This window comes from Pseudomonas sp. RT6P73 (genome assembly GCF_054897715.1).
The window spans coordinates 6,011,320-6,033,757 of the sequence record NZ_JBUBUV010000002.1 but is presented as its reverse complement, the minus strand read 5'-3'; the positions used below and the strand labels follow the sequence as shown (position 1 = coordinate 6,033,757).

23 protein-coding genes are annotated in these 22,438 nt (G+C 59.6%); 16 read left to right on the top strand and 7 right to left on the bottom strand.

Going from position 1 to position 22,438, the window contains the following annotated elements; genetic code table 11:
• Positions 1 to 423, bottom strand: a complete 423-nt coding sequence (locus ACYZT6_RS27805; RefSeq protein WP_462029435.1) for a PA0061/PA0062 family lipoprotein — start codon at positions 421 to 423, stop codon at positions 1 to 3.
• Between the two features lie 60 nt (positions 424 to 483).
• Between ACYZT6_RS27805 and ACYZT6_RS27800 the strand changes: the two genes are divergently transcribed.
• Positions 484 to 1,575 carry an aminopeptidase gene (locus ACYZT6_RS27800; protein ID WP_462029434.1) on the top strand — a complete coding sequence of 364 codons (1,092 nt, stop codon included), beginning with the start codon at positions 484 to 486 and terminating at the stop codon, positions 1,573 to 1,575.
• Positions 1,576 to 1,673: 98 nt separating this feature from the next.
• Here the strand turns inward: ACYZT6_RS27800 and ACYZT6_RS27795 are convergent, their stop codons facing one another.
• The 3 genes from ACYZT6_RS27795 to ACYZT6_RS27785 form a co-directional block, all read right to left on the bottom strand.
• A complete protein-coding gene (locus ACYZT6_RS27795; protein WP_462029433.1) occupies positions 1,674 to 2,135 on the bottom strand; it encodes an REP-associated tyrosine transposase in 462 nt (153 codons plus the stop codon).
• Positions 2,136 to 2,304: 169 nt separating this feature from the next.
• Positions 2,305 to 2,955, bottom strand: coding sequence for an HAD family hydrolase (locus ACYZT6_RS27790; RefSeq protein WP_462029432.1), 651 nt, complete (start codon positions 2,953 to 2,955; stop codon positions 2,305 to 2,307).
• 26 nt (positions 2,956 to 2,981) lie between these two features.
• The gene (locus ACYZT6_RS27785; protein WP_010465689.1) at positions 2,982 to 3,527 is read right to left on the bottom strand and encodes a gamma carbonic anhydrase family protein; all 546 of its coding nucleotides are present in this window, start codon (positions 3,525 to 3,527) and stop codon (positions 2,982 to 2,984) included.
• A gap of 89 nt (positions 3,528 to 3,616) precedes the next feature.
• Between ACYZT6_RS27785 and prlC the strand changes: the two genes are divergently transcribed.
• The 3 genes from prlC (at position 3,617) to ACYZT6_RS27770 (ending at position 8,107) form a co-directional block, all read left to right on the top strand.
• Positions 3,617 to 5,668 (top strand): oligopeptidase A, encoded by a 2,052-nt coding sequence (prlC, locus tag ACYZT6_RS27780; RefSeq protein ID WP_462029431.1) that lies wholly within the window; start codon positions 3,617 to 3,619, stop codon positions 5,666 to 5,668.
• Positions 5,665 to 5,952 carry a YheV family putative zinc ribbon protein gene (locus tag ACYZT6_RS27775; protein ID WP_008152496.1) on the top strand — a complete coding sequence of 96 codons (288 nt, stop codon included), beginning with the start codon at positions 5,665 to 5,667 and terminating at the stop codon, positions 5,950 to 5,952. Before prlC ends, ACYZT6_RS27775 begins: the two co-directional genes overlap by 4 nt.
• Positions 5,953 to 6,064: 112 nt before the next feature.
• Positions 6,065 to 8,107: a M3 family metallopeptidase gene (locus tag ACYZT6_RS27770; protein WP_462029430.1), complete on the top strand. Its 2,043-nt coding sequence runs from the start codon at positions 6,065 to 6,067 to the stop codon at positions 8,105 to 8,107.
• Between the two features lie 8 nt (positions 8,108 to 8,115).
• On the opposite strand, the gene ACYZT6_RS27765 is transcribed toward ACYZT6_RS27770, so the two are convergent.
• Positions 8,116 to 8,760 (bottom strand): phosphatase domain-containing protein, encoded by a 645-nt coding sequence (locus ACYZT6_RS27765; protein WP_462029429.1) that lies wholly within the window; start codon positions 8,758 to 8,760, stop codon positions 8,116 to 8,118.
• 185 nt (positions 8,761 to 8,945) lie between these two features.
• On the opposite strand from ACYZT6_RS27765, the gene ACYZT6_RS27760 reads away from it, so the two are divergent.
• From ACYZT6_RS27760 to ACYZT6_RS27750, 3 genes are all read left to right on the top strand, one after another.
• Positions 8,946 to 10,004 (top strand): PA0069 family radical SAM protein, encoded by a 1,059-nt coding sequence (locus ACYZT6_RS27760; RefSeq protein WP_462029428.1) that lies wholly within the window; start codon positions 8,946 to 8,948, stop codon positions 10,002 to 10,004.
• A 243-nt stretch (positions 10,005 to 10,247) separates the two neighbouring features.
• Complete coding sequence (locus tag ACYZT6_RS27755; RefSeq protein ID WP_131059115.1) at positions 10,248 to 10,979, top strand: carbonic anhydrase; 732 nt, start codon at positions 10,248 to 10,250, stop codon at positions 10,977 to 10,979.
• 81 nt (positions 10,980 to 11,060) lie between these two features.
• Positions 11,061 to 12,587: a SulP family inorganic anion transporter gene (locus ACYZT6_RS27750; protein ID WP_462029427.1), complete on the top strand. Its 1,527-nt coding sequence runs from the start codon at positions 11,061 to 11,063 to the stop codon at positions 12,585 to 12,587.
• A gap of 124 nt (positions 12,588 to 12,711) precedes the next feature.
• Here the strand turns inward: ACYZT6_RS27750 and ACYZT6_RS27745 are convergent, their stop codons facing one another.
• The gene (locus ACYZT6_RS27745; RefSeq protein WP_462029426.1) at positions 12,712 to 13,362 is read right to left on the bottom strand and encodes a hypothetical protein; all 651 of its coding nucleotides are present in this window, start codon (positions 13,360 to 13,362) and stop codon (positions 12,712 to 12,714) included.
• Between the two features lie 371 nt (positions 13,363 to 13,733).
• On the opposite strand from ACYZT6_RS27745, the gene coxB reads away from it, so the two are divergent.
• From coxB to ACYZT6_RS27725, 4 genes are all read left to right on the top strand, one after another.
• Positions 13,734 to 14,861 (top strand): cytochrome c oxidase subunit II, encoded by a 1,128-nt coding sequence (coxB, locus tag ACYZT6_RS27740; RefSeq protein WP_461978232.1) that lies wholly within the window; start codon positions 13,734 to 13,736, stop codon positions 14,859 to 14,861.
• Between the two features lie 82 nt (positions 14,862 to 14,943).
• Positions 14,944 to 16,530 (top strand): cytochrome c oxidase subunit I, encoded by a 1,587-nt coding sequence (gene ctaD / locus ACYZT6_RS27735; protein WP_462029425.1) that lies wholly within the window; start codon positions 14,944 to 14,946, stop codon positions 16,528 to 16,530.
• 129 nt (positions 16,531 to 16,659) lie between these two features.
• Complete coding sequence (locus ACYZT6_RS27730) at positions 16,660 to 17,211, top strand: cytochrome c oxidase assembly protein (protein WP_462029424.1); 552 nt, start codon at positions 16,660 to 16,662, stop codon at positions 17,209 to 17,211.
• 25 nt (positions 17,212 to 17,236) lie between these two features.
• On the top strand, positions 17,237 to 18,124 hold the full coding sequence (locus ACYZT6_RS27725; RefSeq protein WP_462029423.1) for a cytochrome c oxidase subunit 3: 888 nt from the start codon (positions 17,237 to 17,239) through the stop codon (positions 18,122 to 18,124).
• 48 nt (positions 18,125 to 18,172) lie between these two features.
• Here the strand turns inward: ACYZT6_RS27725 and ACYZT6_RS27720 are convergent, their stop codons facing one another.
• Positions 18,173 to 18,376, bottom strand: coding sequence for a twin transmembrane helix small protein (locus ACYZT6_RS27720; RefSeq protein WP_008152470.1), 204 nt, complete (start codon positions 18,374 to 18,376; stop codon positions 18,173 to 18,175).
• Between the two features lie 70 nt (positions 18,377 to 18,446).
• Here ACYZT6_RS27720 and ACYZT6_RS27715 point away from each other — a divergent pair, with 70 nt between their 5' ends.
• The 5 genes from ACYZT6_RS27715 to ACYZT6_RS27695 are packed head-to-tail and all read left to right on the top strand — an operon-like array spanning position 18,447 to position 22,355.
• Positions 18,447 to 19,187 (top strand): SURF1 family protein, encoded by a 741-nt coding sequence (locus tag ACYZT6_RS27715; RefSeq protein ID WP_462029422.1) that lies wholly within the window; start codon positions 18,447 to 18,449, stop codon positions 19,185 to 19,187.
• The gene (locus ACYZT6_RS27710; RefSeq protein WP_438660416.1) at positions 19,153 to 19,746 is read left to right on the top strand and encodes a hypothetical protein; all 594 of its coding nucleotides are present in this window, start codon (positions 19,153 to 19,155) and stop codon (positions 19,744 to 19,746) included. The genes ACYZT6_RS27715 and ACYZT6_RS27710 overlap by 35 nt, the downstream gene beginning before the upstream one ends.
• Positions 19,747 to 19,756: 10 nt before the next feature.
• Positions 19,757 to 20,836, top strand: a complete 1,080-nt coding sequence (locus ACYZT6_RS27705) for a COX15/CtaA family protein (RefSeq protein ID WP_462029421.1) — start codon at positions 19,757 to 19,759, stop codon at positions 20,834 to 20,836.
• Complete coding sequence (cyoE, locus tag ACYZT6_RS27700) at positions 20,824 to 21,723, top strand: heme o synthase (RefSeq protein WP_462029420.1); 900 nt, start codon at positions 20,824 to 20,826, stop codon at positions 21,721 to 21,723. The genes ACYZT6_RS27705 and cyoE overlap by 13 nt, the downstream gene beginning before the upstream one ends.
• Positions 21,720 to 22,355: an SCO family protein gene (locus ACYZT6_RS27695; protein ID WP_462029419.1), complete on the top strand. Its 636-nt coding sequence runs from the start codon at positions 21,720 to 21,722 to the stop codon at positions 22,353 to 22,355. The genes cyoE and ACYZT6_RS27695 overlap by 4 nt, the downstream gene beginning before the upstream one ends.
• The last annotated feature ends 83 nt before the right edge of the window (positions 22,356 to 22,438 follow it).

Genomic DNA, 22,438 nt, shown 5'->3' with positions numbered 1-22,438 from the left:
TCAGCTGCGTTGGCAGCCCGCCGGTGTGCCCTGGCCAATCACTTTTCGTTGCTGATCATAGAGCTTTGCCCACGGCCGGAAGCCAATATTCCCCGCTTGCAGCTGATAACGCTCACCGGCATTGAAGTCGTTGAATTTCACATTCAACTGGCAATCACGCCATAACGGTTGCGCGTCGGGCCCGATGTTGGTGGGCTGGACCGGAAACTGGTAACGAACCGTCAGCTCATGACTGCCCGGATGAACCTCGAAATAGCGCTTGTCGGAGGAGATCTTGTCATCGACTTCAAGCGCTTGCAGCGCGGTGTCTTCTTGCTTTGATTCCAGGTCGATCCACGCTTGAGCCGGATCATGGTGAGGTAATCCAAATCCAGCACAGCCGGTCAGCATCAACAAGCCTCCCGTTAGCATCAACTTGCGCATGGCGGAGCTCCAGTCAGGCGGGATAGTCTTGCGGGCAGACTTTCCAGGGATGATTTTATTTTGATCAGGCCGCTTCCAAGCCTTGGGTTACTTGATCGCGTTTTGCGCGTTTTGTTTCCGGGTGTGTTGCTTTTATTGCTCGGCGGTTGCGCGGGCGTCAGCTATTACAGCCAATTGGCCAGTGGTCAGCTGCAATTGCTGCGGGCCAGGGAGCCGGTGGCCGAGGTGCTTGCCGATCCGTCTCGCGATCCGATGCTGCGTGCGCATCTGACCCAGTCGCAAAAGGCCCGGACATTCGCCAGCCAACAACTGCATCTGCCGGATAACCAGAGCTACCGGTTATACGCCGACATTGGCCGACCGTTCGTGGTCTGGAACGTCTTTGCCACGCCGGAATTTTCCCTGACACCGCAAAACCATTGCTTCCCCATCGCCGGTTGCGTTGCCTACCGCGGTTACTACAGCCAGAGCGCTGCTCGCGGCGAGGCTGCCTTGCAGCGTTTGCAAGGTATGGACGTATCGATTGGCGGCGTCGAGGCCTATTCGACGCTCGGCTGGTTCAACGATCCGATTATCAGTTCAATGATGGGCTGGGGCGACGAGCGGCTGGCAACGCTGATCTTCCACGAGCTCGCTCATCAGCGCTTCTATGTGAAGGACGACACCGAGTTCAACGAGTCTTTCGCCACCTTTGTCGAGCAGGAAGGCACCCGGCAATGGCGCGCATCGCGCGGTCTGGCACCCGACAACGGTGCGCAGGTGCAGCAGCGGGACCAATTCATTCAGTTGGTTCTGGACACTCGTACGCGGCTTGAAAAGCTCTACGCCCTGCCGCTGCCCGCCGAACAGATGCGCCATCGCAAAGCGGCGGAGTTCGAACGACTGCGCCGTGAGTATCGGCAACTGCGCGACAGCCGATGGGCCGGGGACAAACGTTACGACGCGTGGATCAATGCACCGATGAACAATGCCCGGTTGTTGCCGTTTGGTTTGTACGACCAATGGGTGCCGGCGTTTGCGGCATTGTTCAGGCAGGTGGGTGGGAATTGGGTGAGGTTTTATGCGGCCGTCGAGCAGCTTGGTAAGTTGCCGGTGGTTGAGCGCAAGGTGGCTTTGAAGGCATTGGCTGGACCATATAAATTCGGCGGCTGAGCGGGCCTCTTCGCGGGCAAGCCTGCTCCTACAGGATTTATGTAGCCTCACCTGGCTCCTGTAGGAGCGAGGCTTGCCCGCGAAGGCGTCTTCAGACCTCACAACCAGATCGCATCCCACAGCGGATAATCCCCAACCCTCTCGACCAAGCCGACTCGCAACGGATTGGCGACGATGTAGCGAGCAACCGCCTGTAGATCCTCTTCCTTACGAATGGCGCGATCGTGATAGCCATGTTGCCAAACCGGACCTTGGCGTCCTGCCAAGCGATTAAGCGTCACTGCGATACGTGATTTGGTTCGAGCCATCAACTTGGGTAACTGGGTATTCTGTAACTCGATTAGCCAATGAAAATGATCGGGCATGACGACCCAGGCCACCAGTGACGTCGCAAACCCTTCTCGCTCGGCAGTTCTCAGGGCGTCTACTACCAATCGCCCACTCTTGAAGTCGCGGAATAACGGTTCCCGATTCAAAACCACGGCGGTCAGCAGGTAGATCTGCCCCGACTCTGAATATCGTCCAGTGCGTAATCGATGTGCATGTTTTAACTCTGGCAAAGATGATCCTCCTTGATCGTGACCTCAGCCTTTGAGGCTAGGACGATTAGAAGGGACTTGAGTGATAACTGTTGCTCAGGATGTGTCTGGAAGGACGCCTTCGCGGGCAAGCCTCGCTCCTACGGACCACATCGACCTGGAGCGAGGCTTGCCCGCGAAGGCGATCTAATTAGCGCTGCAAAAACGCCTGATGCATCTCTTCCAGCGTTTCGAAGTGATAGGCCGGCGCTTCTGCGCTCAATTCTTCCCGGCTGCCAAAACCATACCCAACCGCCGCCGCATCCAGCCCGTTGCTGCGCGCGCCGATCAAGTCGTGCTTTCGGTCGCCGATCATCAGGGTGTTGGCCGGGTCCAGGCCTTCTTCGGCCATCAGGTGGGCAATCAACTCGACCTTGTTGGTCCGTGTCCCGTCCAGTTCGCTGCCGTAAATCACTTTGAAGTGCTTGGCGAAGTCGAAGTGCCGGGCGATTTCCCGGGCGAAAATCCACGGCTTGGAGGTTGCGATGTACAACTGTCGCCCTTGCCCGCTGAGGGTTTCCAGCAGCGCGGTGACACCGTCGAACACATGGTTTTCGTACAGACCGGTGACCTTGAAGCGTTCGCGGTAGAAGTTCACCGCTTCCCAGGCCTTGGGCTCGTCGAAGTCGTAGAACTGCATGAACGCTTGCAACAACGGCGGGCCGATGAAGTGTTCGAGTTTGGTCAGGTCGGGTTCATCAATGCCCAGCTTGCTCAGGGCGAACTGGATCGAACGGGTGATGCCCTCGCGCGGGTCGGTCAGGGTGCCATCGAGGTCGAACAGTACGGTTTGGTAGTGCATGTTGAATCCTGAATAAGGGCGCAGGGTCAGAGCTGGTCGTAGCCTTCAGCCAGATGCAAATTCTTGAGCTTCACGTAATTCGCCGCGCTGTAGGTGAAAAAGGCATTTTCCTTGTCCGTCAGCGGCCGGATTTGTTTCACCGGGCTACCCACATAAAGGAAGCCGCTTTCCAGACGCTTGCCCGGCGGTACCAGGCTGCCGGCGCCGACAATCACATCATCCTCGATCACCGCGCCGTCCATGACGATGCTGCCCATGCCGATCAAAATCCGGTTGCCGACGCTGCAGCCATGCAGCATGACCTTATGCGCAATGGTCACATCGTCCCCGATCAAGCAGGGAAAGCCATCGGGATTGAACGGCCCGGCGTGGGTGATGTGCAGCACGCAGCCATCCTGAACACTGGTGCGCGCCCCGATTCGGATGCGGTGCATGTCGCCACGAATCACCGTCAACGGCCATACAGAGCTGTCTTCGCCGATTTCGACGTCGCCGATCACCACCGCCGAGCCGTCGACAAAGGCGCCTTTGCCCAGCAGCGGCGTGTGGTTCTGATACTTGCGAAGGGTCACGATAGGCTCTCTCTCTTTTGCTGATAGCTGCGGTGAGCGTCGATTGTAATTAAGATGGCCGCATGTTTCTTCCAGCCAAGGTGCCAACCGTGAGCGTGAACAACCCTCTTTTGCAGTCCTACGACCTGCCGCCGTTCTCGGCGATCCGTGCCGAACACGTGCAACCGGCCATTGAACAGATCCTGGCTGACAACCGTGCCGCCATTATCGAGATCCTCAACACCCAGGGCAAACAACCGACCTGGGCCGGCCTCGTGCTGGCGATGGACGAACTGAACGATCGTCTGGGCGCGGCCTGGAGCCCGGTCAGCCACTTGAATGCCGTGTGCAACAGTGCTGAATTACGCGAAGCCTACGAGTCCTGCCTGCCGGCCTTGAGCGCCTACTCCACCGAGCTGGGCCAGAACCGCGAGTTGTTCGAAGCCTTCGAAGCCTTGGCCAACAGCCCGGAAGCCGCCGGTTTCGACGTGGCGCAGAAAACTATCCTGGAACACGCCCTGCGAGACTTCCGTCTGTCGGGTATCGACCTGCCTGAAGCCGAGCAAAAGCGCTACGCCGAAGTGCAGAGCAAATTGTCGGAGCTGGGCAGCCGCTTCTCCAACCAGCTGCTCGACGCGACGCAAGCCTGGACCAAGCACGTGACCGACGAAGCCACCCTCGCCGGCCTCACCGACTCGGCCAAGGCGCAAATGGCCGCGGCTGCCCAAGCCAAAGGCCTGGACGGCTTCCTGATCACCCTGGAGTTCCCGAGCTATTACGCGGTGATGACCTACGCCCAGGACCGTGCCCTGCGCGAAGAAGTCTACGCCGCCTATTGCACCCGTGCGTCGGACCAAGGCCCAAACGCCGGTCAGAACGATAACGGCCCGGTCATGGAAGAAATCCTCGACCTGCGCCAGGAACTTGCAAAACTGTTGGGCTTCGCCAGTTTCTCGGAACTGAGCCTGGCCACTAAAATGGCCGAATCCAGCGATCAGGTACTGAGTTTCCTGCGCGACCTTGCCAAACGCAGCAAACCGTTCGCCGCTCAGGACCTGGAACAGCTCAAGACCTACGCCGCCGAACAAGGCTGCCCGGACCTGCAAAGCTGGGACAGCGGTTTCTACGGCGAAAAGCTTCGCGAACAACGTTACAGCGTTGCCCAGGAAGCACTGCGCGCTTACTTCCCGATCGACAAAGTGCTGGGCGGCCTGTTCGCGATCGTTCAGCGCCTGTACGGCATCGAGATTGCCGAGCTGAAAGGCTTCGACGCCTGGCACCCGGACGTTCGCCTGTTCGAAATCAAGGAAAACGGCCAACACGTCGGCCGCTTCTTCTTCGATCTCTATGCCCGCGCCAACAAGCGTGGCGGTGCCTGGATGGACGGCGCCCGTGACCGTCGCCGCACCATCAGCGGCGTACTGCAAAGCCCGGTGGCCAATCTGGTGTGCAACTTCACCCCGGCCGACAGCGGCAAACCGGCCCTGCTGACCCACGATGAAGTCACCACCCTGTTCCATGAATTCGGTCATGGCCTGCATCACCTGCTGACCCGCGTCGAACACGCTGGCGTATCGGGCATCAACGGCGTGGCCTGGGATGCGGTCGAGCTGCCAAGCCAGTTCATGGAAAACTGGTGCTGGGAGCCGGAAGGCCTGGCGCTGATCTCCGGTCACTACGAAACCGGCGAACCACTGCCGCAGGACCTGCTGGGCAAGATGCTCGCGGCGAAGAACTTCCAGTCCGGCCTGATGATGGTGCGTCAGCTGGAGTTCTCGTTGTTCGACTTCGAACTGCACGCCACTCACGGTGACGGCCGCAGCGTGCTGCAACTGCTCGAAGGCGTGCGTGACGAGGTGTCGGTGATGCGTCCACCGGCCTACAACCGTTTCCCGAACAGCTTCGCCCACATCTTCGCCGGCGGTTACGCGGCGGGTTACTACAGCTACAAATGGGCTGAAGTGCTGTCGGCCGACGCCTTCTCGAAGTTCGAAGAAGACGGCGTGCTGAATGCCGAAACAGGTCGTGCGTTCCGCGAAGCGATCCTGGCGCGTGGCGGTTCTCAGGAGCCAATGGTGCTGTTCGTCGACTTCCGTGGCCGTGCGCCATCGATTGACGCACTCTTGCGCCATAGCGGCCTGAGTGAGGACGCGGCAGCATGAGTGAGGGACCTGTGATCACGAAAAAGCGCTTTATCGCCGGGGCGGTCTGTCCGGCATGCAGCGAGCCGGACAAATTGATGATGTGGAACGAAGACGAGGTCCCGCATCGCGAATGCGTGGCCTGCGGTTATTCGGACACGCTCAATGAACAAGGTCTGTCGGTGCCCAAGGAATTGGGCACGCGGGTCAATACTTCGGCGCTGAAAGTACCGGATGCCAAGGTTCAGGCCGTGCAATTCTTCCCGAACCCGAAGCTGAAGAAAAAGCCTGACGAGCAACATTGAGTCGGCTCCACCTTCCACCCTTTGACGGGGTGGAAGGTGGTATCTATTTACCACCCTTCCCCTGCGCTTCCTCCTTAGGCTGATTCCTTCAGCCCTATTCAAGGAAGACGCCATGCCTGATACCAATCCGCTGTTACAGCGCTGGGACCTGCCGCCCTGGCCGGACATCCGTGCCGAACATCTGGTGCCCGCCATCGACACCCTCATTGCTGACAATCGCCAGGCCATTGCCGGGATTATCGCGAGCCAATCCGCGATCCCGACCTGGGACGATCTGGTGTTGGCCGTTGATGAAACCGATGCGCGCCTCGATGAGGCCGTGGGCATCATCGACACCCTTTCAACGGTGAAACATGAGGGCAAGACCTGGGAAACAGCGAGCGCCAAGTGCAGTGAAGCCATTGCGCAGTACAAGTCCGAAAAGATGAGCAATCAAGCACTGTTCCGGACTTATCAGCGGCTGGCGCAGAGTCCGGCCGCAGTAAATTACGATGAGCCGCGCAAAGCAGTCTTGAACAAGATTCTGCGCAGGTTTCGCGTGTCCGGCATCGACTTGCCTATCGAACAACAGCAGACGCTGGCCCGGCTGAATCGCGACATCGGTGTGCTGCGAAGCTTGTTCCTGACCAACCTGGAACGGGCCAGCGCAGCCTGGAGCAAGCGCATCGACGATGTCACGCAATTGAACGGTTTGTCCGCGGCGACCCTGGAGCGTCTGGCGCTCAACGCACAACAGACGGGGCATGAAGGCTGGCTGATGCGTCTGGACCAGGATACCTACACGCGTGTCATGGCCTATGCCGAAGACCGATCCCTGCGCGAAGAATACTTTGTCGCCTATTCCACCCGGGCTTCCGATCAAGGGCCCCACGCCGGGCAATTCGATAATGGTCCAGTGCTGGAAGCACTGTTGTCGCTGCGTCACCAGAAAGCCAGGTTGCTTGGGTACGAGAACTTCGCGCAACTCAGCCTCGTAACGGAAATGGCCGAATCCACCGAGCAAGTCACCGGTTTCCTGCGGCGGCAAATCATCCAGGCAACGCCGGGCTTCGAGACGGATGCACAGGAGCTCAAGGCGTTTGCCCTGGAGCGCGGCATGACTGAGGTCCACCCCTGGGACCACGAGTTTCTCGCCGAACAATTACGCCAGCAACGTCTGGGCGGGGCATTGAAAAACCTGCGAACGTACTTCCCGCTGGACGGTACATTGCTGCGGCTCTGCCTGTTCAGCGAGCGCATGTTTGGCATCCGGATCGTCGAGCAGACGATATTCAGCCGCTGGCATGACAGCGTGCGCCTGTTTGAGATCAGCGAGCATGGCCAGGTCGTCGGGCACATTTACCTCGACCCTTTTCATCGGGATGAAGCGCCGGACTTTGCCTGGACTGCCACGCCACGCAATCGGCGGATGGACGCCGAAGGTCGATTGACGCTGCCGATCGCGGTGCTTCATGGCAACTTCACGCCCGGGAATGCCGAGCATCCTTGCCTTCTCGCCCATAAGGACCTGCGCGTTTTGTTCCACGAGTTCGGTCATTGCTTGCAGCACGTTCTGACGCGCTCGCCTCACCATCGCCTGTCCGGTATTACCCAACTGGGGCGCGACACCGCAGAGTTCACGGGGCAATTGTTCGAGCATTGGTGCCTGTCAGGCGAGTTCCTGATTTGGCTGGCCGCTCACCACCAGACAGGCGAGCGTCTGAGCGAAGCGCGAGTCGACGCAGCGCTGACAGCCATTCACACCCAGACCAGTCGGCAAACCGCAGAGCTGTTAATGACCTCATTATTCGACTTCGAATTGCACCGCAGCCAAGGTGATGGCCGCAGCGTTCAGCAAATCTTCGACGACGTACTGCTTGAGACTCCTTACCTGCAACTGCCGCCCTACTGTCGGTACGCCAATAGCTTTGATTACATGGTGACCGGGTATGCGGCGGCGGTTTATGCCTACAAATGGTCGGGCGTACTGGCGACCGAGGCGTTCAAACGGTTTCAGCAGGAGTGGGTGTTCAACCCGCAAACAGGCAGGGCCTTTCGCGAAGCCTTTTTTTCACCGGGCGATTCGCGCTCGCTGCTGGTCGCCCTGGAAGAATTCCTCGGACAGCCGCTCGCCGAAGGTTTTTTCGCAACGCCACCCAGCAGTGGCTGCCGCTGAACTGATGCTTATTCGACGTGGGCAGATTTAAACCAACTCTTCATCGAGCAAGCCGCAAACGGGCTGGTGCTGCAATCACCGTTGGCTAGCGCGGTTCGAAGCTTGTCGGCATCGGCCTGCATCATGTAACGCACGCCATCCTTGAAATGGATGCTGTCGCCGAAGCCGCCCTGGGTCATTTCGCTCAAGGCGTCTTCCTTGCTCCAGCCTTGCACCACCACCCGATACATCGCCGCCATCAGGCCGGTGCGGTCCGAACCGTGTTTGCAGTGCATGAGCACCGGGCCATTGGATTCGGCGGTCTGGATGGCGCGAAGGGCTTTGAGGACTTGCGCATCGTCGACGTGATTGGTGCGATAGGGCAGTTGCACCTGCGCAATGCCCGGCGTGGACAACCAGCTTGAATCCGACTCGGGCAGAAAAGTGATCACGGTGGCGATGTTGAGTTTCTTCAATAACGGCACGGCACCTCTGTCAGGCAAGGCGCTGCGGTAAAGCGTCGGGGACATTTGATAGAGGTTGTATTGCACCTCGACCGATTGGGCCCATTCCGCCGGGCGGGGCAGGTCGGCGTCATCTGCACGGGCCAGGCTCAGATTGAGCAAAGCGATGATCGAAAGACACATCAAGGGGAAAAGGCGCGATAGGGACATGCTCAAGGGTGACCGTCAGGGAAGTTGAGGAAAGGCCCCCAGATTCAACCTTCAGCGGTCAAAGGCCTGTGAGGCCGCTGTCAAAGAATCGTAAACCCGACCCTGCAAATGCAGATGCCGAACGGCACTGGTCGCCGTGCCGGATCTCGAATACTGTATGCACATACAGCAAAGAGTATTGAGTCATGAGCACGCCCTTGCCCCCTCGCGGCCGCGGCACCGCAACCAACCCGCACAACCGCTTCGCACCGAATCGCTCGGTGGCCGAGGATGACGGCTGGTATCAGGAAGCGCCGGTCACGCAGGGCACGGAAGTACGCATCGAAACGGCGAAAACCATCATCACCCGCAACAATTCCCCGGACTTGCCGTTTGATCGCTCGATCAATCCCTATCGCGGCTGCGAGCACGGTTGCATCTACTGCTATGCCCGACCCAGCCACGCCTATTGGGACATGTCACCCGGGCTCGATTTCGAAACCAAACTGATCGCCAAGACCAACGCCGCCGATGTGCTGGAAGAACAGCTGTCCAAACGCGGCTATCAATGCGCGCCAATCAATCTGGGGTCAAATACCGATCCCTACCAGCCGATTGAGCGCGAACACAAAATCACCCGCAAGACCCTTGAAGTGCTGCTGCGTTATCGGCATCCGGTCACGATCATCACCAAGGGCTCGCTGATTCTTCGGGATCTGGACCTGCTGGTCGAACTCGCCGAGCAGAGGCTGGTGGCGGTGATGATCAGTCTCACCACCCTCGACGATGAACTCAAACGCATTCTCGAACCGCGCGCGGCTGCGCCCAAGGCCCGGCTGCGGGCCATCCGGGTGATGCGCGAAGCCGGGATCCCGGTGGGCGTGCTGTGTTCGCCGATGATTCCGATGATCAACGACAGCGAACTCGAAAGCCTGCTCGCCGAGGCGCATGCCGCCGGTGCCCAGAGTGCGGCCTACATGATGTTGCGCCTGCCGCTGGAGGTGGCGCCGCTGTTCGAAGAATGGCTGGCCGCCCACTATCCACAGCGTGCCGCTCATGTGTTGAGCCTGATCCGCCAGAGCCGTGGCGGGGAGCTTTACGACAGCCGGTTTGTTAGCCGGATGCGCGGTGAAGGGCCGTTTGCCGATCTGTTGGCGCAACGTTTTGCCAAAACCATCAAGCGCCTTGGGCTCAATCGGCGGGAAGGATTCGACCTGGACTGCGACGCCTTCTGTCCGCCGGGTCGCCAGATGTCACTGATTTGAGGACAATTGGCCTATTGTTGAGTAGTGGGAAAAGCGCTTGGCCATTACGCTGGTCACGTTTTTTGTTACCTGGAACACACGTTCTAGAGCGCTTGATTCAGTTTGAGTTAAGTTTCGACCGCTACCTTGCTCATCGAGTGACTGACGGGTCGATGTTTTTGACCTGGATGTTTTTTAAACAGCCACTGGCTTCACACCGGACAAAACGGGACAATTCCCTGACTCCGCCAAAGAGGATGAATCATGAGTGACAAGGATAAACAGCCGTTGGCTGCGTCGGCTTCAGCCCAACCCGAGGCGGAAACCGCCGATGCAGCGCTGAAGCACATCGTTGACGGCTTTTTGCATTTTCATCACGAAGTTTTTCCCCAACAGGAAGAGCTCTTCAAAAAACTCGCCACGGCCCAGAGCCCTCGAGCGATGTTCATCGCCTGCGCCGATTCGCGCATTGTTCCTGAGCTGATTACCCAAAGCGCCCCCGGCGACCTGTTCGTGACCCGCAACGTCGGCAACGTTGTGCCGCCTTACGGACAAATGAACGGCGGTGTTTCCACGGCCATCGAATACGCGGTCCTGGCCCTCGGCGTACAGCACATCATCATTTGCGGGCACTCGGATTGTGGCGCGATGCGCGCAGTGCTCAACCCGCAAAGCCTGGAAAAAATGCCCACGGTCAAAGCCTGGCTGCGTCATGCGGAAGTGGCGAAAACCATGGTCCAGGAAAACTGCCATTGCGCTGACGAAAGCGAAAGCATGCACGTCCTCACCGAAGAGAATGTGATCGCCCAGCTTCAGCATCTGCGCACGCACCCTTCCGTGGCCTCGCGCATGGCCAACGGTCAGCTGTTTATCCATGGTTGGGTCTACAGCATCGAAACCAGCGAAATCAAAGCTTACGACGCCGACAAAGGGTGTTTCCTGCCGCTCGATGGCAGCCATCCGATTCCGGTGGCGACGCCTAAAGCGCGCTTCTAAAAATCCCTGTGTGGTTTAACCAAGGCTGCTGACAAGCAGCCTGGCTTTGCCACGCCTGAAGAAAACTTCGGGAGAGTCACCATGCGTGCTGCTCAACTTAAAGCTGTTCTGCCACGGGAGCTGCTGGCGTCCGTGGTTGTGTTTCTGGTCGCCCTACCCTTGTGCATGGGCATCGCCATTGCCTCGGGCCTGCCGCCGGCCAAGGGTTTGATCACCGGGATCATCGGTGGCCTGGTGGTGGGCTGGCTTGCCGGCTCACCGCTGCAAGTCAGTGGCCCGGCGGCGGGTCTGGCGGTTCTGGTGTTCGAACTGGTGCGCCAGCATGGCATTGCCATGCTCGGGCCCATCCTGCTGCTGGCGGGTTTTCTGCAACTGATGGCCGGGCGCTTCAAACTGGGCTGCTGGTTTCGGGTCACGGCGCCTGCGGTGGTGTACGGCATGCTCGCCGGGATTGGCGTGTTGATCGTGCTCTCACAGGTGCATGTGATGCTCGATGCCGTGCCCAAGCCCTCGGGACTGGATAACCTCGCAGCCTTCCCGGCGGCCGTGCTCCAGGCCTTGCCTTCTCTGGGCTGGCAAGCCGGTTTACTGGGGCTGTCGACGATTGCGGTGATGTGGCTGTGGGAGAAATTCCGTCCTCATTCCCTGCGTTTCATTCCCGGCGCACTCCTTGGCGTAGGCCTGGCGACGGTCGCCAGCCTGATGCTCGCCTTGCAGGTCAAACGCGTGGAGGTCCCGGCCAACCTGGCGGAGGCCATCGACTGGCTGAAGCCTGCCGACTTGCTCAATCTCGCCGACCCGACCTTGCTGATCGCTGCTTTCGCCGTAGCCTTCATCGCCAGCGCTGAAACCTTGCTCTCAGCAGCAGCGGTGGACCGCATGCACAGTGGCCAGCGTTCCGACTTTGATCGGGAATTGTCAGCACAGGGTGTCGGCAACATGCTTTGCGGCCTGCTCGGCGCGCTGCCCATGACCGGTGTGATCGTGCGCAGTTCGGCCAACGTCCAGGCCGGCGCCACCACACGAATGTCGGCGATCTTCCATGGTCTGTGGTTGCTGGCTTTCGTGTTGCTGCTGTCCAGCGTGCTGCAAAGCATTCCGGTGGCGAGTCTGGCGGGTGTTCTGGTGTACACCGGTTTCAAACTGGTCGACCTCAAGGCCTTTCGCGGCCTGGGCCGATATGGCCGGATGCCGATGTTCACTTACGCGGCGACTGCCCTGGCAATCATCTTCACCGACCTGCTGACGGGCGTACTGATCGGCTTCGGGCTGACCCTGGCCAAACTGGCCTGGAAGGCATCGCGGCTGAAAATCAGCCTGATCGACCTGCCGGCGGAGGGCGAGATGGAGTTGCGACTGACGGGTGCTGCGACCTTTCTCAAGGTGCCGGCGTTGACCCAGGTGTTGGGGACCATTCCCGCAGGCGCGACGGTGCATGTGCCGCTCAATTACCTGAGCTACATCGATCATTCGTGCCTGGAACTGCTTGAGGAATGGGGTCGGGCCAATGCGGCCAAGGGGTCGAAGCTGTTGATTGAAGCGCGGGGGTTGAAGCGCAGATTGGAAGGCCGTTTACGAACCACAGTCGGAGTCGGTTCTGCGGCATAAAGCTAAATAATGTGGGAGCGAGCCTGCTCGCGATGGCGGTGCATCAGTCGACATTTATGTTGAATGACACACCGCCATCGCGAGCAGGCTCGCTCCCACAGGGGACGGTGTTGACTCTAAAGAATCAGGCGGCGGGCTGATCCAGCTCCAGGCCCACGCCTAACCGGCGGGACATGCACGGCCAGCGCTTCCACGCAGCGCCAGTATCCGGGCTGCTGAGCTTTTCACGGTAGGCCTCGACCGACTCCAGGGCGAAGCTTTCGTCGTTGAGCATGTTGTCCACCGCGTGGTGCACCACTTCATCCAGTTGGTTGGCGAACTCCTCACCGATGAGCTGGTGGGCGATCAGGTTGGCGACAGTCATGTCCAATGGGATCAGTGGCTGGCCAAAGTGCTTGATGTACAGGTCATTGACCTCTTCGACAAACCGATGCGCCAGATAGGCTTCGTCCAACAGGCTGTCGAGCCCGATGTGCCCCGCCATGATCGTCGGCGGCTGGAGAAAGTACTGTTCGGCAATTTTCAGTACCGGTTTGATCTGTGATTCGATACCCGCTTCCCTGGCGACTTCATTGGCTGCATCCAGCAGATCAGGAACTTCTTCGATGTAGGCGGCGACAAAACGCGTCAGCACGCCGTTGGCATCCGCCTCCGGCAATTGGATCGACGGGTGCAGATGAGGCAGTTTGCTTTCAAGCTGACGAGTCAACAGGCCAGTCTCGGCCTCGTGTTGTTGGGCTTTTTGGATCTGCTCGCGCAATGCGGCGGTGTTCATGAAAACTCCAGGAAACAAAGGCAATGAAATAGGGAAGACATAACTTAGCTGGCTTATGAAAAATGCTAAGACGCATTTGTCATAATTGTTTCATTCTTGAGACGCCTCCGTTATATCGATTTGCCACCACTCGTCTGCATCCTTCTCCATTCGTGACCTTGAACGCAAGTCCCAGCTGTTTCAGATCATTTACGCCATCACGTTGCGAGGTAGCAGTCGCTGTCTATACTCGGGTGGGAATGGAGTTAGCTGATGACGCCCGACTGCACACGCAGCAAGGCTCGGCGATTCAAGTTCGTAGTCTGAAAAAGCCGCTCCCTTGCCGCAGGTGAAAGCCGGCGGGATAACAAGAACGATAAGGGGAACCCGCAATGATGCGACATCCACACGTCTGGATGGGCCTCCTGTTGTGGTCGATTTTCAGTCAGGCGCAAGCCGCCTGGACTGTAAATATGGCGCCGGGAGCGACTGAAATCAGTCACGCAGTATTTGACCTGCACATGACCATCTTCTGGATCTGTGTAGTGATCGGCATCATCGTCTTCGGCGCCATGTTCTGGTCGATGATGGTCCACCGCCGCTCCACAGGGCAGGTGGCCGCAAAATTTCATGAAAGCACCACCGTTGAAATCCTCTGGACCATCGTGCCCTTCCTGATCCTGGTGGCCATGGCGGTTCCTGCGACGGCAACCCTGATCAAGATGTACGACGCCAGTGAGCCGGATATCGATATCCAGGTCACCGGCTATCAATGGAAGTGGCATTACAAATACCTGGGCCAGGACGTCGAGTTCTTCAGCAACCTGACGACCCCCGCCGACCAGATCCACAACAAGGAAGCCAAAAGCGAGCACTACTTGCTCGAGGTCGACAAGCCGCTGGTGCTGCCGATTGGCGCCAAGGTGCGCTTCCTCGTGACTTCCGCCGACGTTATCCACTCCTGGTGGGTGCCAGCCTTCGCGGTCAAGCGCGATGCGATTCCGGGGTTCGTCAACGAAGCCTGGACCCGCGTCGACAAGCCCGGCATCTACCGTGGCCAGTGCGCCGAACTGTGCGGCAAGGACCATGGCTTCATGCCAATCGTGGTCGAGGTCAAGGAAAAGGCCGACTACGAAAAATGGCTGGGCGAGCGCAAAGCCGAAGCCTTGCAGCTTAAAGAGCTGACCAGCAAGGAATGGACCCTCGACGAGCTCAAAGAGCGCGGCGACAAGGTCTATCACACCACCTGCGTCGCCTGTCACCAGGCCGAAGGTCAGGGCTTGCCGCCGATGTTCCCGGCGCTCAAGGGCTCGAAAATCGCCACCGGACCGATCAAGGATCACTTGAACATTGTCTTCCACGGCAAGCCAGGCACCTCCATGGCGGCTTTCGGCAAGCAGCTCTCGGAAGTCGATATCGCGGCGGTCGTGACCTACGAACGTAACGCCTGGGGCAACAACAAAGGCGACATGGTCACTCCTAAAGAAGTGCTGGAGCTGAAACAGGCGGAAAGCAAATGACCCGGTCTATTGCGCAACCAAGGAACCGGTCGGGGCTGCGCGCCCTGGCCTGCCCAGCCCATCTGTTTGCAGGAGACACGCCATGAGCGCCGTCATCGATGACCATGGTCATGCCGATCACGTCCACGGTCCCGCCAAAGGCCTGATGCGCTGGGTGCTGACCACCAACCACAAGGACATCGGCACGCTGTACCTGTGGTTTGCGTTCTCCATGTTCCTGTTGGGCGGCTCGTTCGCGATGGTGATTCGCGCCGAGCTGTTCCAGCCGGGACTGCAAATCGTCCAGCCGGAATTCTTCAACCAGATGACCACCATGCACGGTCTGGTCATGGTGTTCGGTGCGGTGATGCCGGCCTTCGTCGGCCTCGCCAACTGGATGATCCCGTTGATGATCGGCGCGCCGGACATGGCCTTGCCACGGATGAACAACTTCAGCTTCTGGCTGTTGCCGGCGGCGTTCATCCTGTTGGTGTCGACCCTGTTCACCCCCGGTGGCGGACCGAACTTCGGCTGGACGTTCTACGCCCCGCTGTCGACGACCTACGCACCGGAAAGCGTGACGTTCTTCATCTTCGCCATCCACTTGATGGGGATCAGTTCGATCATGGGCGCGATCAACGTGATCGCGACCATTCTCAACCTGCGCGCCCCCGGCATGACGTTGATGAAAATGCCGCTGTTCGTCTGGACCTGGCTGATCACCGCATTCCTGCTGATCGCGGTGATGCCGGTGCTGGCCGGGTGCGTGACGATGATGCTGATGGACATCCACTTCGGCACCAGCTTCTTCAGTGCCGCCGGTGGCGGTGATCCGGTGTTGTTCCAGCACGTGTTCTGGTTTTTCGGGCATCCCGAGGTGTACATCATGATCCTGCCGGCCTTCGGTGCCGTCAGCTCGATCATTCCGGCCTTTTCGCGCAAGCCGCTGTTCGGCTACACCTCGATGGTCTATGCGACAGCGAGCATCGCGTTCCTGTCGTTCATCGTCTGGGCGCACCACATGTTCGTGGTCGGCATTCCGTTGGTGGGCGAGCTGTTCTTCATGTACGCCACGCTGCTGATCGCGGTGCCGACGGGCGTGAAGGTGTTCAACTGGGCCAGCACCATGTGGCAGGGCTCGCTGACCTTCGAGACGCCGATGCTGTTCGCGGTGGCGTTCGTGATCCTGTTCTCGATTGGCGGGTTCTCAGGGTTGATGCTGGCCATCGCCCCGGCGGACTTCCAGTACCAGGACACGTATTTTGTGGTCGCGCACTTCCACTACGTACTGGTGCCGGGTGCGATCTTCGGAATCTTCGCCTCGGCTTACTACTGGCTGCCGAAATGGACCGGCCACATGTACGACGAAACCCTCGGCAAGCTGCACTTCTGGCTCTCGTTCATCGGCATGAACATGGCGTTCTTCCCGATGCACTTCGTGGGGCTGGCAGGCATGCCGCGGCGGATTCCGGACTACAACCTGCAATTCGCCGACTTCAACATGGTGTCGTCGATCGGTGCGTTCATGTTCGGCGCTACGCAGATTTTCTTTCTGTTCATCGTGATCAAGACCATCCGCGGCGGCGCGCCAGCACCGGCCAAACCGTGGGATGGCGCGGAAGGCCTGGAATGGAGCGTCCCGTCACCGGCGCCGTATCACACCTTCACCACACCGCCGGAAGTGAAATGAACACCTTCGGCCTCGTGGCAATTCCTGTGGGAGCTGGCTTGCCAGCGATGAAGTCGACGCGGTGTGCCAGACATACCGCTATCGCGGGCAAGCCCGCTCCCACAGTGTTCGGCGGTGAGGGTTGGAATCATGGCTGACTCGATTTCGATGAAGAAGCTGGTCACGCGTCTGCTGCTGGTGGTGGTGGCGATGTTTGTCTTCGGGTTTGCCCTGGTGCCGATCTACGACGTGATGTGCAAGGCGTTCGGCATCAATGGCAAGACTGGCGGGCAGTACGAAGGCGAGCAGACGGTCGACACTTCGCGTCAGGTGCGCGTGCAGTTTCTGTCGACCAATGCCGCGGACATGTCCTGGGATTTCTATCCCAAAAGTGACGAACTGACGGCCAACCCCGGAGCCGTGAACGAGATGATTTTCATCGCGCACAACCCGACCGATCGCCCGATGAGTGCCCAGGCGGTGCCGAGCATCGCGCCGAGCAATGCAGCGGCGTATTTCCACAAGACCGAATGTTTCTGCTTTACCCAGCAAGTGCTGCAGCCCGGTCAACGGATCGAGATGCCGGTACGTTTCATCGTTGACCGCGACATGCCCAAGGAAGTGAAGCACCTGACGCTGTCCTACACGCTGTTCGATATCACCGCCCGACATCCACCGGTGGCTGTAAACACTGGCGGCTGAGCGTGCCCGATAAGGAGAACAATAAATGGCAACTCATGAACACTATTACGTACCGGCCCAGAGCAAATGGCCGATCATCGCCACCGTCGGTATGTTCGTCACCGTGTTCGGCCTGGCTACCTGGTTCAACGACCTGAAAGCTGCGCGCCCCGAATCCCATGGCCCGCTGATCTTTTTCGTCGGCGGCCTGCTGCTGGCCTACATGCTGTTCGGTTGGTTCGGGACGGTGATCAAGGAAAGTCGTCAGGGGTTGTACAGCGCGCAGATGGATCGCTCGTTCCGCTGGGGCATGAGCTGGTTCATCTTCTCGGAGGTGATGTTCTTCATTGCCTTCTTCGGCGCATTGTTTTATGTGCGCAACATCACTGGCCCATCGCTGGGCGGTGACGGCGCCAAAGGCCTCGCCCACATGCTGTGGCCGAACTTCGAGTTCGTCTGGCCGCTGCTGAACAACCCGGACCCGAAACTCTTCCCGGCACCCAAGGACGTCATCAGTCCATGGGGCCTGCCGCTGCTCAACACCGTGTTGCTGGTGAGTTCCAGCGTCACCGTGACCATCGCCCACCACGCCTTGAAAAAGGGCCATCGCGGGGCACTGAAAATCTGGCTGGCGATCACAGTATTGCTCGGCTGTGCGTTCCTCGGTTTTCAGGCCGAAGAATACATCCACGCCTATCAGGAACTGGGCCTGACCCTGGGTTCCGGCATCTACGGCGCAACATTCTTCATGCTCACCGGCTTCCACGGCGCCCACGTGACCATGGGCACCATCATTCTGTTTGTGATGCTGATGCGGGTCCTGCGCGGGCACTTCGATAACGAGCACCAGTTCGGGTTTGAAGCGGCGAGTTGGTATTGGCACTTCGTGGACGTGGTGTGGATCGGGCTGTTCGTTTTCGTCTACGTGCTTTAAGAGCAGCTACAAGCTTCAAGCTTCAAGCTTCAAGCTTCAAGCTTGTAGCTACCACGGAACGTGGGACACCAACTGGCCGCTGAAAAAACCCCAGGCGATCAAGCCGACGGTAATGGCGGCCAGCGCAACACGAACACTCAAGGCAATGACGAGGCGGTTCGAGCTGCTGTCGTCCTTGACCAGAAAAAACAGGCCGCTGAACAGGCTGACAACCGTGGCAATCAGCATCAGGACGATGGCTGCTTTGAGCATGGTGAGACTCCGGGGGAAAGGCGATGCACTTGAGTATAGCTATCGCGACTAGCGACTTTCTGGCGACGCCATGAAGCGCTTTCAGCCGGGCATCGTGCCGACCCTGGTGGTCGCGTTGTTGCTGCCCATACTGGTGTCACTCGGGTTCTGGCAACTGAGCCGGGGCGCGGAGAAAAGCGCGCTGTTGCAAAGCTACACCGAGCGCCGGGCGGCTGAACCGATGGCCAGCACCGCGCTGCAACACACCGAGGATCCGGCCTTTCGCCGGGTCCGTCTGCACGGCCAGTTCGATGCCGCACACAGCCTGCTGCTGGATAACCGCCAACGTGACGGCAAGGTCGGTGTCGAACTGCTGCAACCGTTTCAGGACCAGGCGACCGGGCTCTGGCTGCTGGTCAATCGTGGCTGGCTGCCATGGCCCGATCGGCGCACCCCGCCGCAGTTCACTACCCCGACTCAGGCCCTGAGTCTCGATGCCTGGATCTACGTCTCCCCCGGCGCCACTTTCCAATTGCACGCCGATCCGAGCACCACCACCTGGCCACGACTGATCACTGCCGTCGAACCGGTGAAGCTGTGGACGGCGCTCGATCGTGACGGTTTTGCCTACGAATTACGCGCAGAAACCGGTCCCGCGTCCTACCAGGCCGATTGGCCGGTGGTGGCCATGGGGCCGGAAAAACATATCGCTTATGCCGTGCAGTGGTTCGCGATGTCGATCGCCCTGTTCGGCCTTTATCTCTATCTCGGCTGGCACAACGCAAAGGAGAAACACCATGGGAGCGGCCATGAATCCACCCAGCATGTCTGAGGCGAAAACGCCGGCGAGTCGGCGCAAGGGCCGCTTGCAGTTATTGCTGATCGTCCTTGGGGTGATCGGTCCGATGATCCTCGCCACCGGCATGTACAAATTGCAATTCTGGGTGCCGGAAGGTCGCAGCTATCACGGCGAGCTGATCGGCAACGGCCAGACCCGTGCCGACCTTGGCGTGCAGGCGCAGGAGGACCGCTGGCAGTTGCTGGTCACGGCGCCGAAAGATTGCTCGGTGGACTGCCAGCAACTGGTGTACCTGGCGCGGCAGATCCAGATCGGCCTCGGCCGCGATGCCGGGCGCGCCAGTCACGCGTTGGCCGCGGCGCAACCGCTGACGGCTGATTACGACGCCAAGCTGACCCGCGAATATCCGCAACTGCAACGTTACCCAATGGACCTGACCACCTTCAGCAAGACCACCGGCGACAAAGCCGTGCCCCAGCTGTGGATCATCGACCCCCACGGCAATCTGGTGTTGCGCTACGACCCGACGGTGAAGGGTAAAGACCTGCTCAACGACCTGCGTCATCTGCTGAAACTGTCGAACATCGGATAAGGGCATCGTCATGGCCAAACCTGGATTTCGCCTCGCGCTGTTTGCCACCTTGCTGGCACTGATTGTGGTGCTGCTCGGCGCCTACACCCGCCTGACCCACGCCGGCCTCGGCTGCCCGGACTGGCCGGGTTGCTACGGCTTTATCAGCGTGCCGAAAAGCGAAGCCCAGCTGGCCCATGCCGAATTGCACTTTCCCGATGCGCCCGTCGAAGCCCACAAAGGCTGGAACGAAATGGTCCATCGCTATTTCGCCGGCACGTTGGGGTTGTTGATTTCGGTGCTGGCCGGGCGCGCCTGGGTGCATCGGCGTCATCCGGGGCAACCGGTGAAGTTGCCGCTGTTGCTGCTGGCGGTGGTGATCGCCCAAGCGGCGTTCGGTATGTGGACGGTGACGCTCAAGCTCTGGCCGCAGGTGGTGACCGGGCATTTGCTCGGCGGTTTTGCGACCTTGAGCCTGCTGTTTTTGCTGACCTTGCGCCTGTCCGGCGTGTTGCCGGCGCTGACCGTGCCACGGCGTTTGCAGCACTGGGCGACCGCCGGGTTGTTGCTGGTGATCCTGCAAATCGCCCTCGGTGGCTGGGTCAGTTCCAACTACGCGGCGGTGGCCTGTATCGACTTTCCGACTTGCCACGGGCAATGGCTGCCACCGGCTGATTTCGCCAACGGATTTCACCTGACTCAACACATCGGCCCCAATTACCTCGGCGGGCAACTGGACAGCGATGCCCGCACCGCGATTCACCTGACTCACCGTATCGGCGCATTGCTCGTGACTCTGGGGTTGCTGGGCCTGGCCTGGCAACTGAAGGTCGTCGGCATGACGCGCCTGGCCGGGCTGGTGCTGATCGCCCTCGCGGCGCAGATCACGTTGGGCATCAGCAACGTTCTTTTTCACCTGCCGTTGCCAGTCGCCGTCGCCCACAACGCGGGCGGCGCGGCACTGTTGCTGACGTTGGTACTGGTCAATTATCACGCGCGAACCAGCCTGGTTCGGGTCAAACAGCAACACCCTGCGCGCTGGCGACTCAGCCCGCGTAAAAATTCAGCCGGGCCCATAACAATAAAAGGAGAGATGCCATGGCGACTCTGATCGGCGAACGTCACAGCCAGGCGATCTGGCGTGACTACCTGGAGCTGACCAAGCCGAAAGTGGTGGTACTGATGCTCATCACTTCGTTGGTCGGCATGTTTCTCGCGACCCGCGCCGGGGTGCCGTGGACGGTACTGGTGTTCGGCAATCTGGGGATCGCATTGTGTGCCGGCGGTGCGGCGGCGGTGAACCATGTGGTGGACCGGCGTATCGATGCGGTCATGGCCAGAACTCACAAACGTCCCTTGGCAGAAGGTCGGGTGTCACCGGCGGCGGCGCTGACGTTTGCCTTGGTATTGGCGGTGCTTGGGCAAGCCATATTGCTGGCCTTCACCAACGCGCTGACGGCTTGGCTGACCCTCGCGTCCTTGCTCGGCTATGCGGTGGTCTACACCGGCTTCCTGAAACGCGCGACGCCGCAGAACATTGTCATCGGTGGCCTCGCCGGTGCTGCCCCGCCATTGCTGGGCTGGACCGCTGCAACCGGTCATATCAGCGCCGAACCCTTGCTGCTGGTGCTGATAATCTTCGCCTGGACCCCGCCGCACTTCTGGGCCCTGGCCATTCACCGCAAAGAGGAATACGCCAAGGCCGACATCCCGATGCTGCCGGTGACCCATGGCGAGCACTACACCAAGGTCCACATCCTGCTTTATACCTTCGCGCTGCTGGCAGTGAGCCTGATGCCGTACGTGATCCACATGAGCGGCATGCTCTACCTGATTTGTGCCCTGGGACTGGGCGCAAGGTTTCTGCAATGGGCCGTGGTGCTGTACCGTGGCACTCGGCCGCACGCGGCGATCAACACCTTCAAGTACTCTATCTACTACTTGTTCCTGCTGTTTATCGCGCTGCTCGTAGACCACTACTTACTGTTGAACCTATGACTCGAACTCAGAAAACCGTCTTTATCCTCGTCGCCCTGATCGCGCTGGTTCTGGGCCTGACCATCAATAAAGTGCTGTCCGGCAAAGGCCAGGGCGATCCGACGGCCCTGATCGACGCCGGGATCATTTTGCTGCCGCAAAGCCGCAACTTGCCGAACGTGACGATGACCGATCAGGACGGCAAGCCAGTGGCGGTCAACGAGCTGAAAGACAAATGGTCGCTGCTGTTCTTCGGCTACACCTTCTGCCCGGACATCTGCCCGACCACCCTCGCCCAGCTGCGCCAGATCAAAAGCGAACTGCCGCCGGAGGCTGCGGCCAAGTTGCAGATCATCCTGGTCAGCGTCGACCCGAACCGCGACACGCCCAAGCAGCTCAAGCAGTACCTGGGCTACTTTGATCCGCAGTTTCAGGGCCTGACGGCTGCGTCGGTGGAAGACATTCAGAAACTGGCCAACGCGGTGAGCATTCCGTTCATTCCGGCGGACACCAGCAAGCCGAACTACACCGTCGATCACAGCGGCAACCTGGCGGTCATCGGACCGGACGGGACACAGCGTGGTTTCATTCGCGCACCGTTGAACAACGCCAAGTTGGTGGCGCAGTTGCCGGTGATGCTTAACCGCAAATAAGCGACCTGCTCGTGTAGGAGCCAGGCTTGCCGGCGAAGGCGCCCGTAAGATCGCCTTCGCCGGCAAGCCTGGCTCCTACAGGG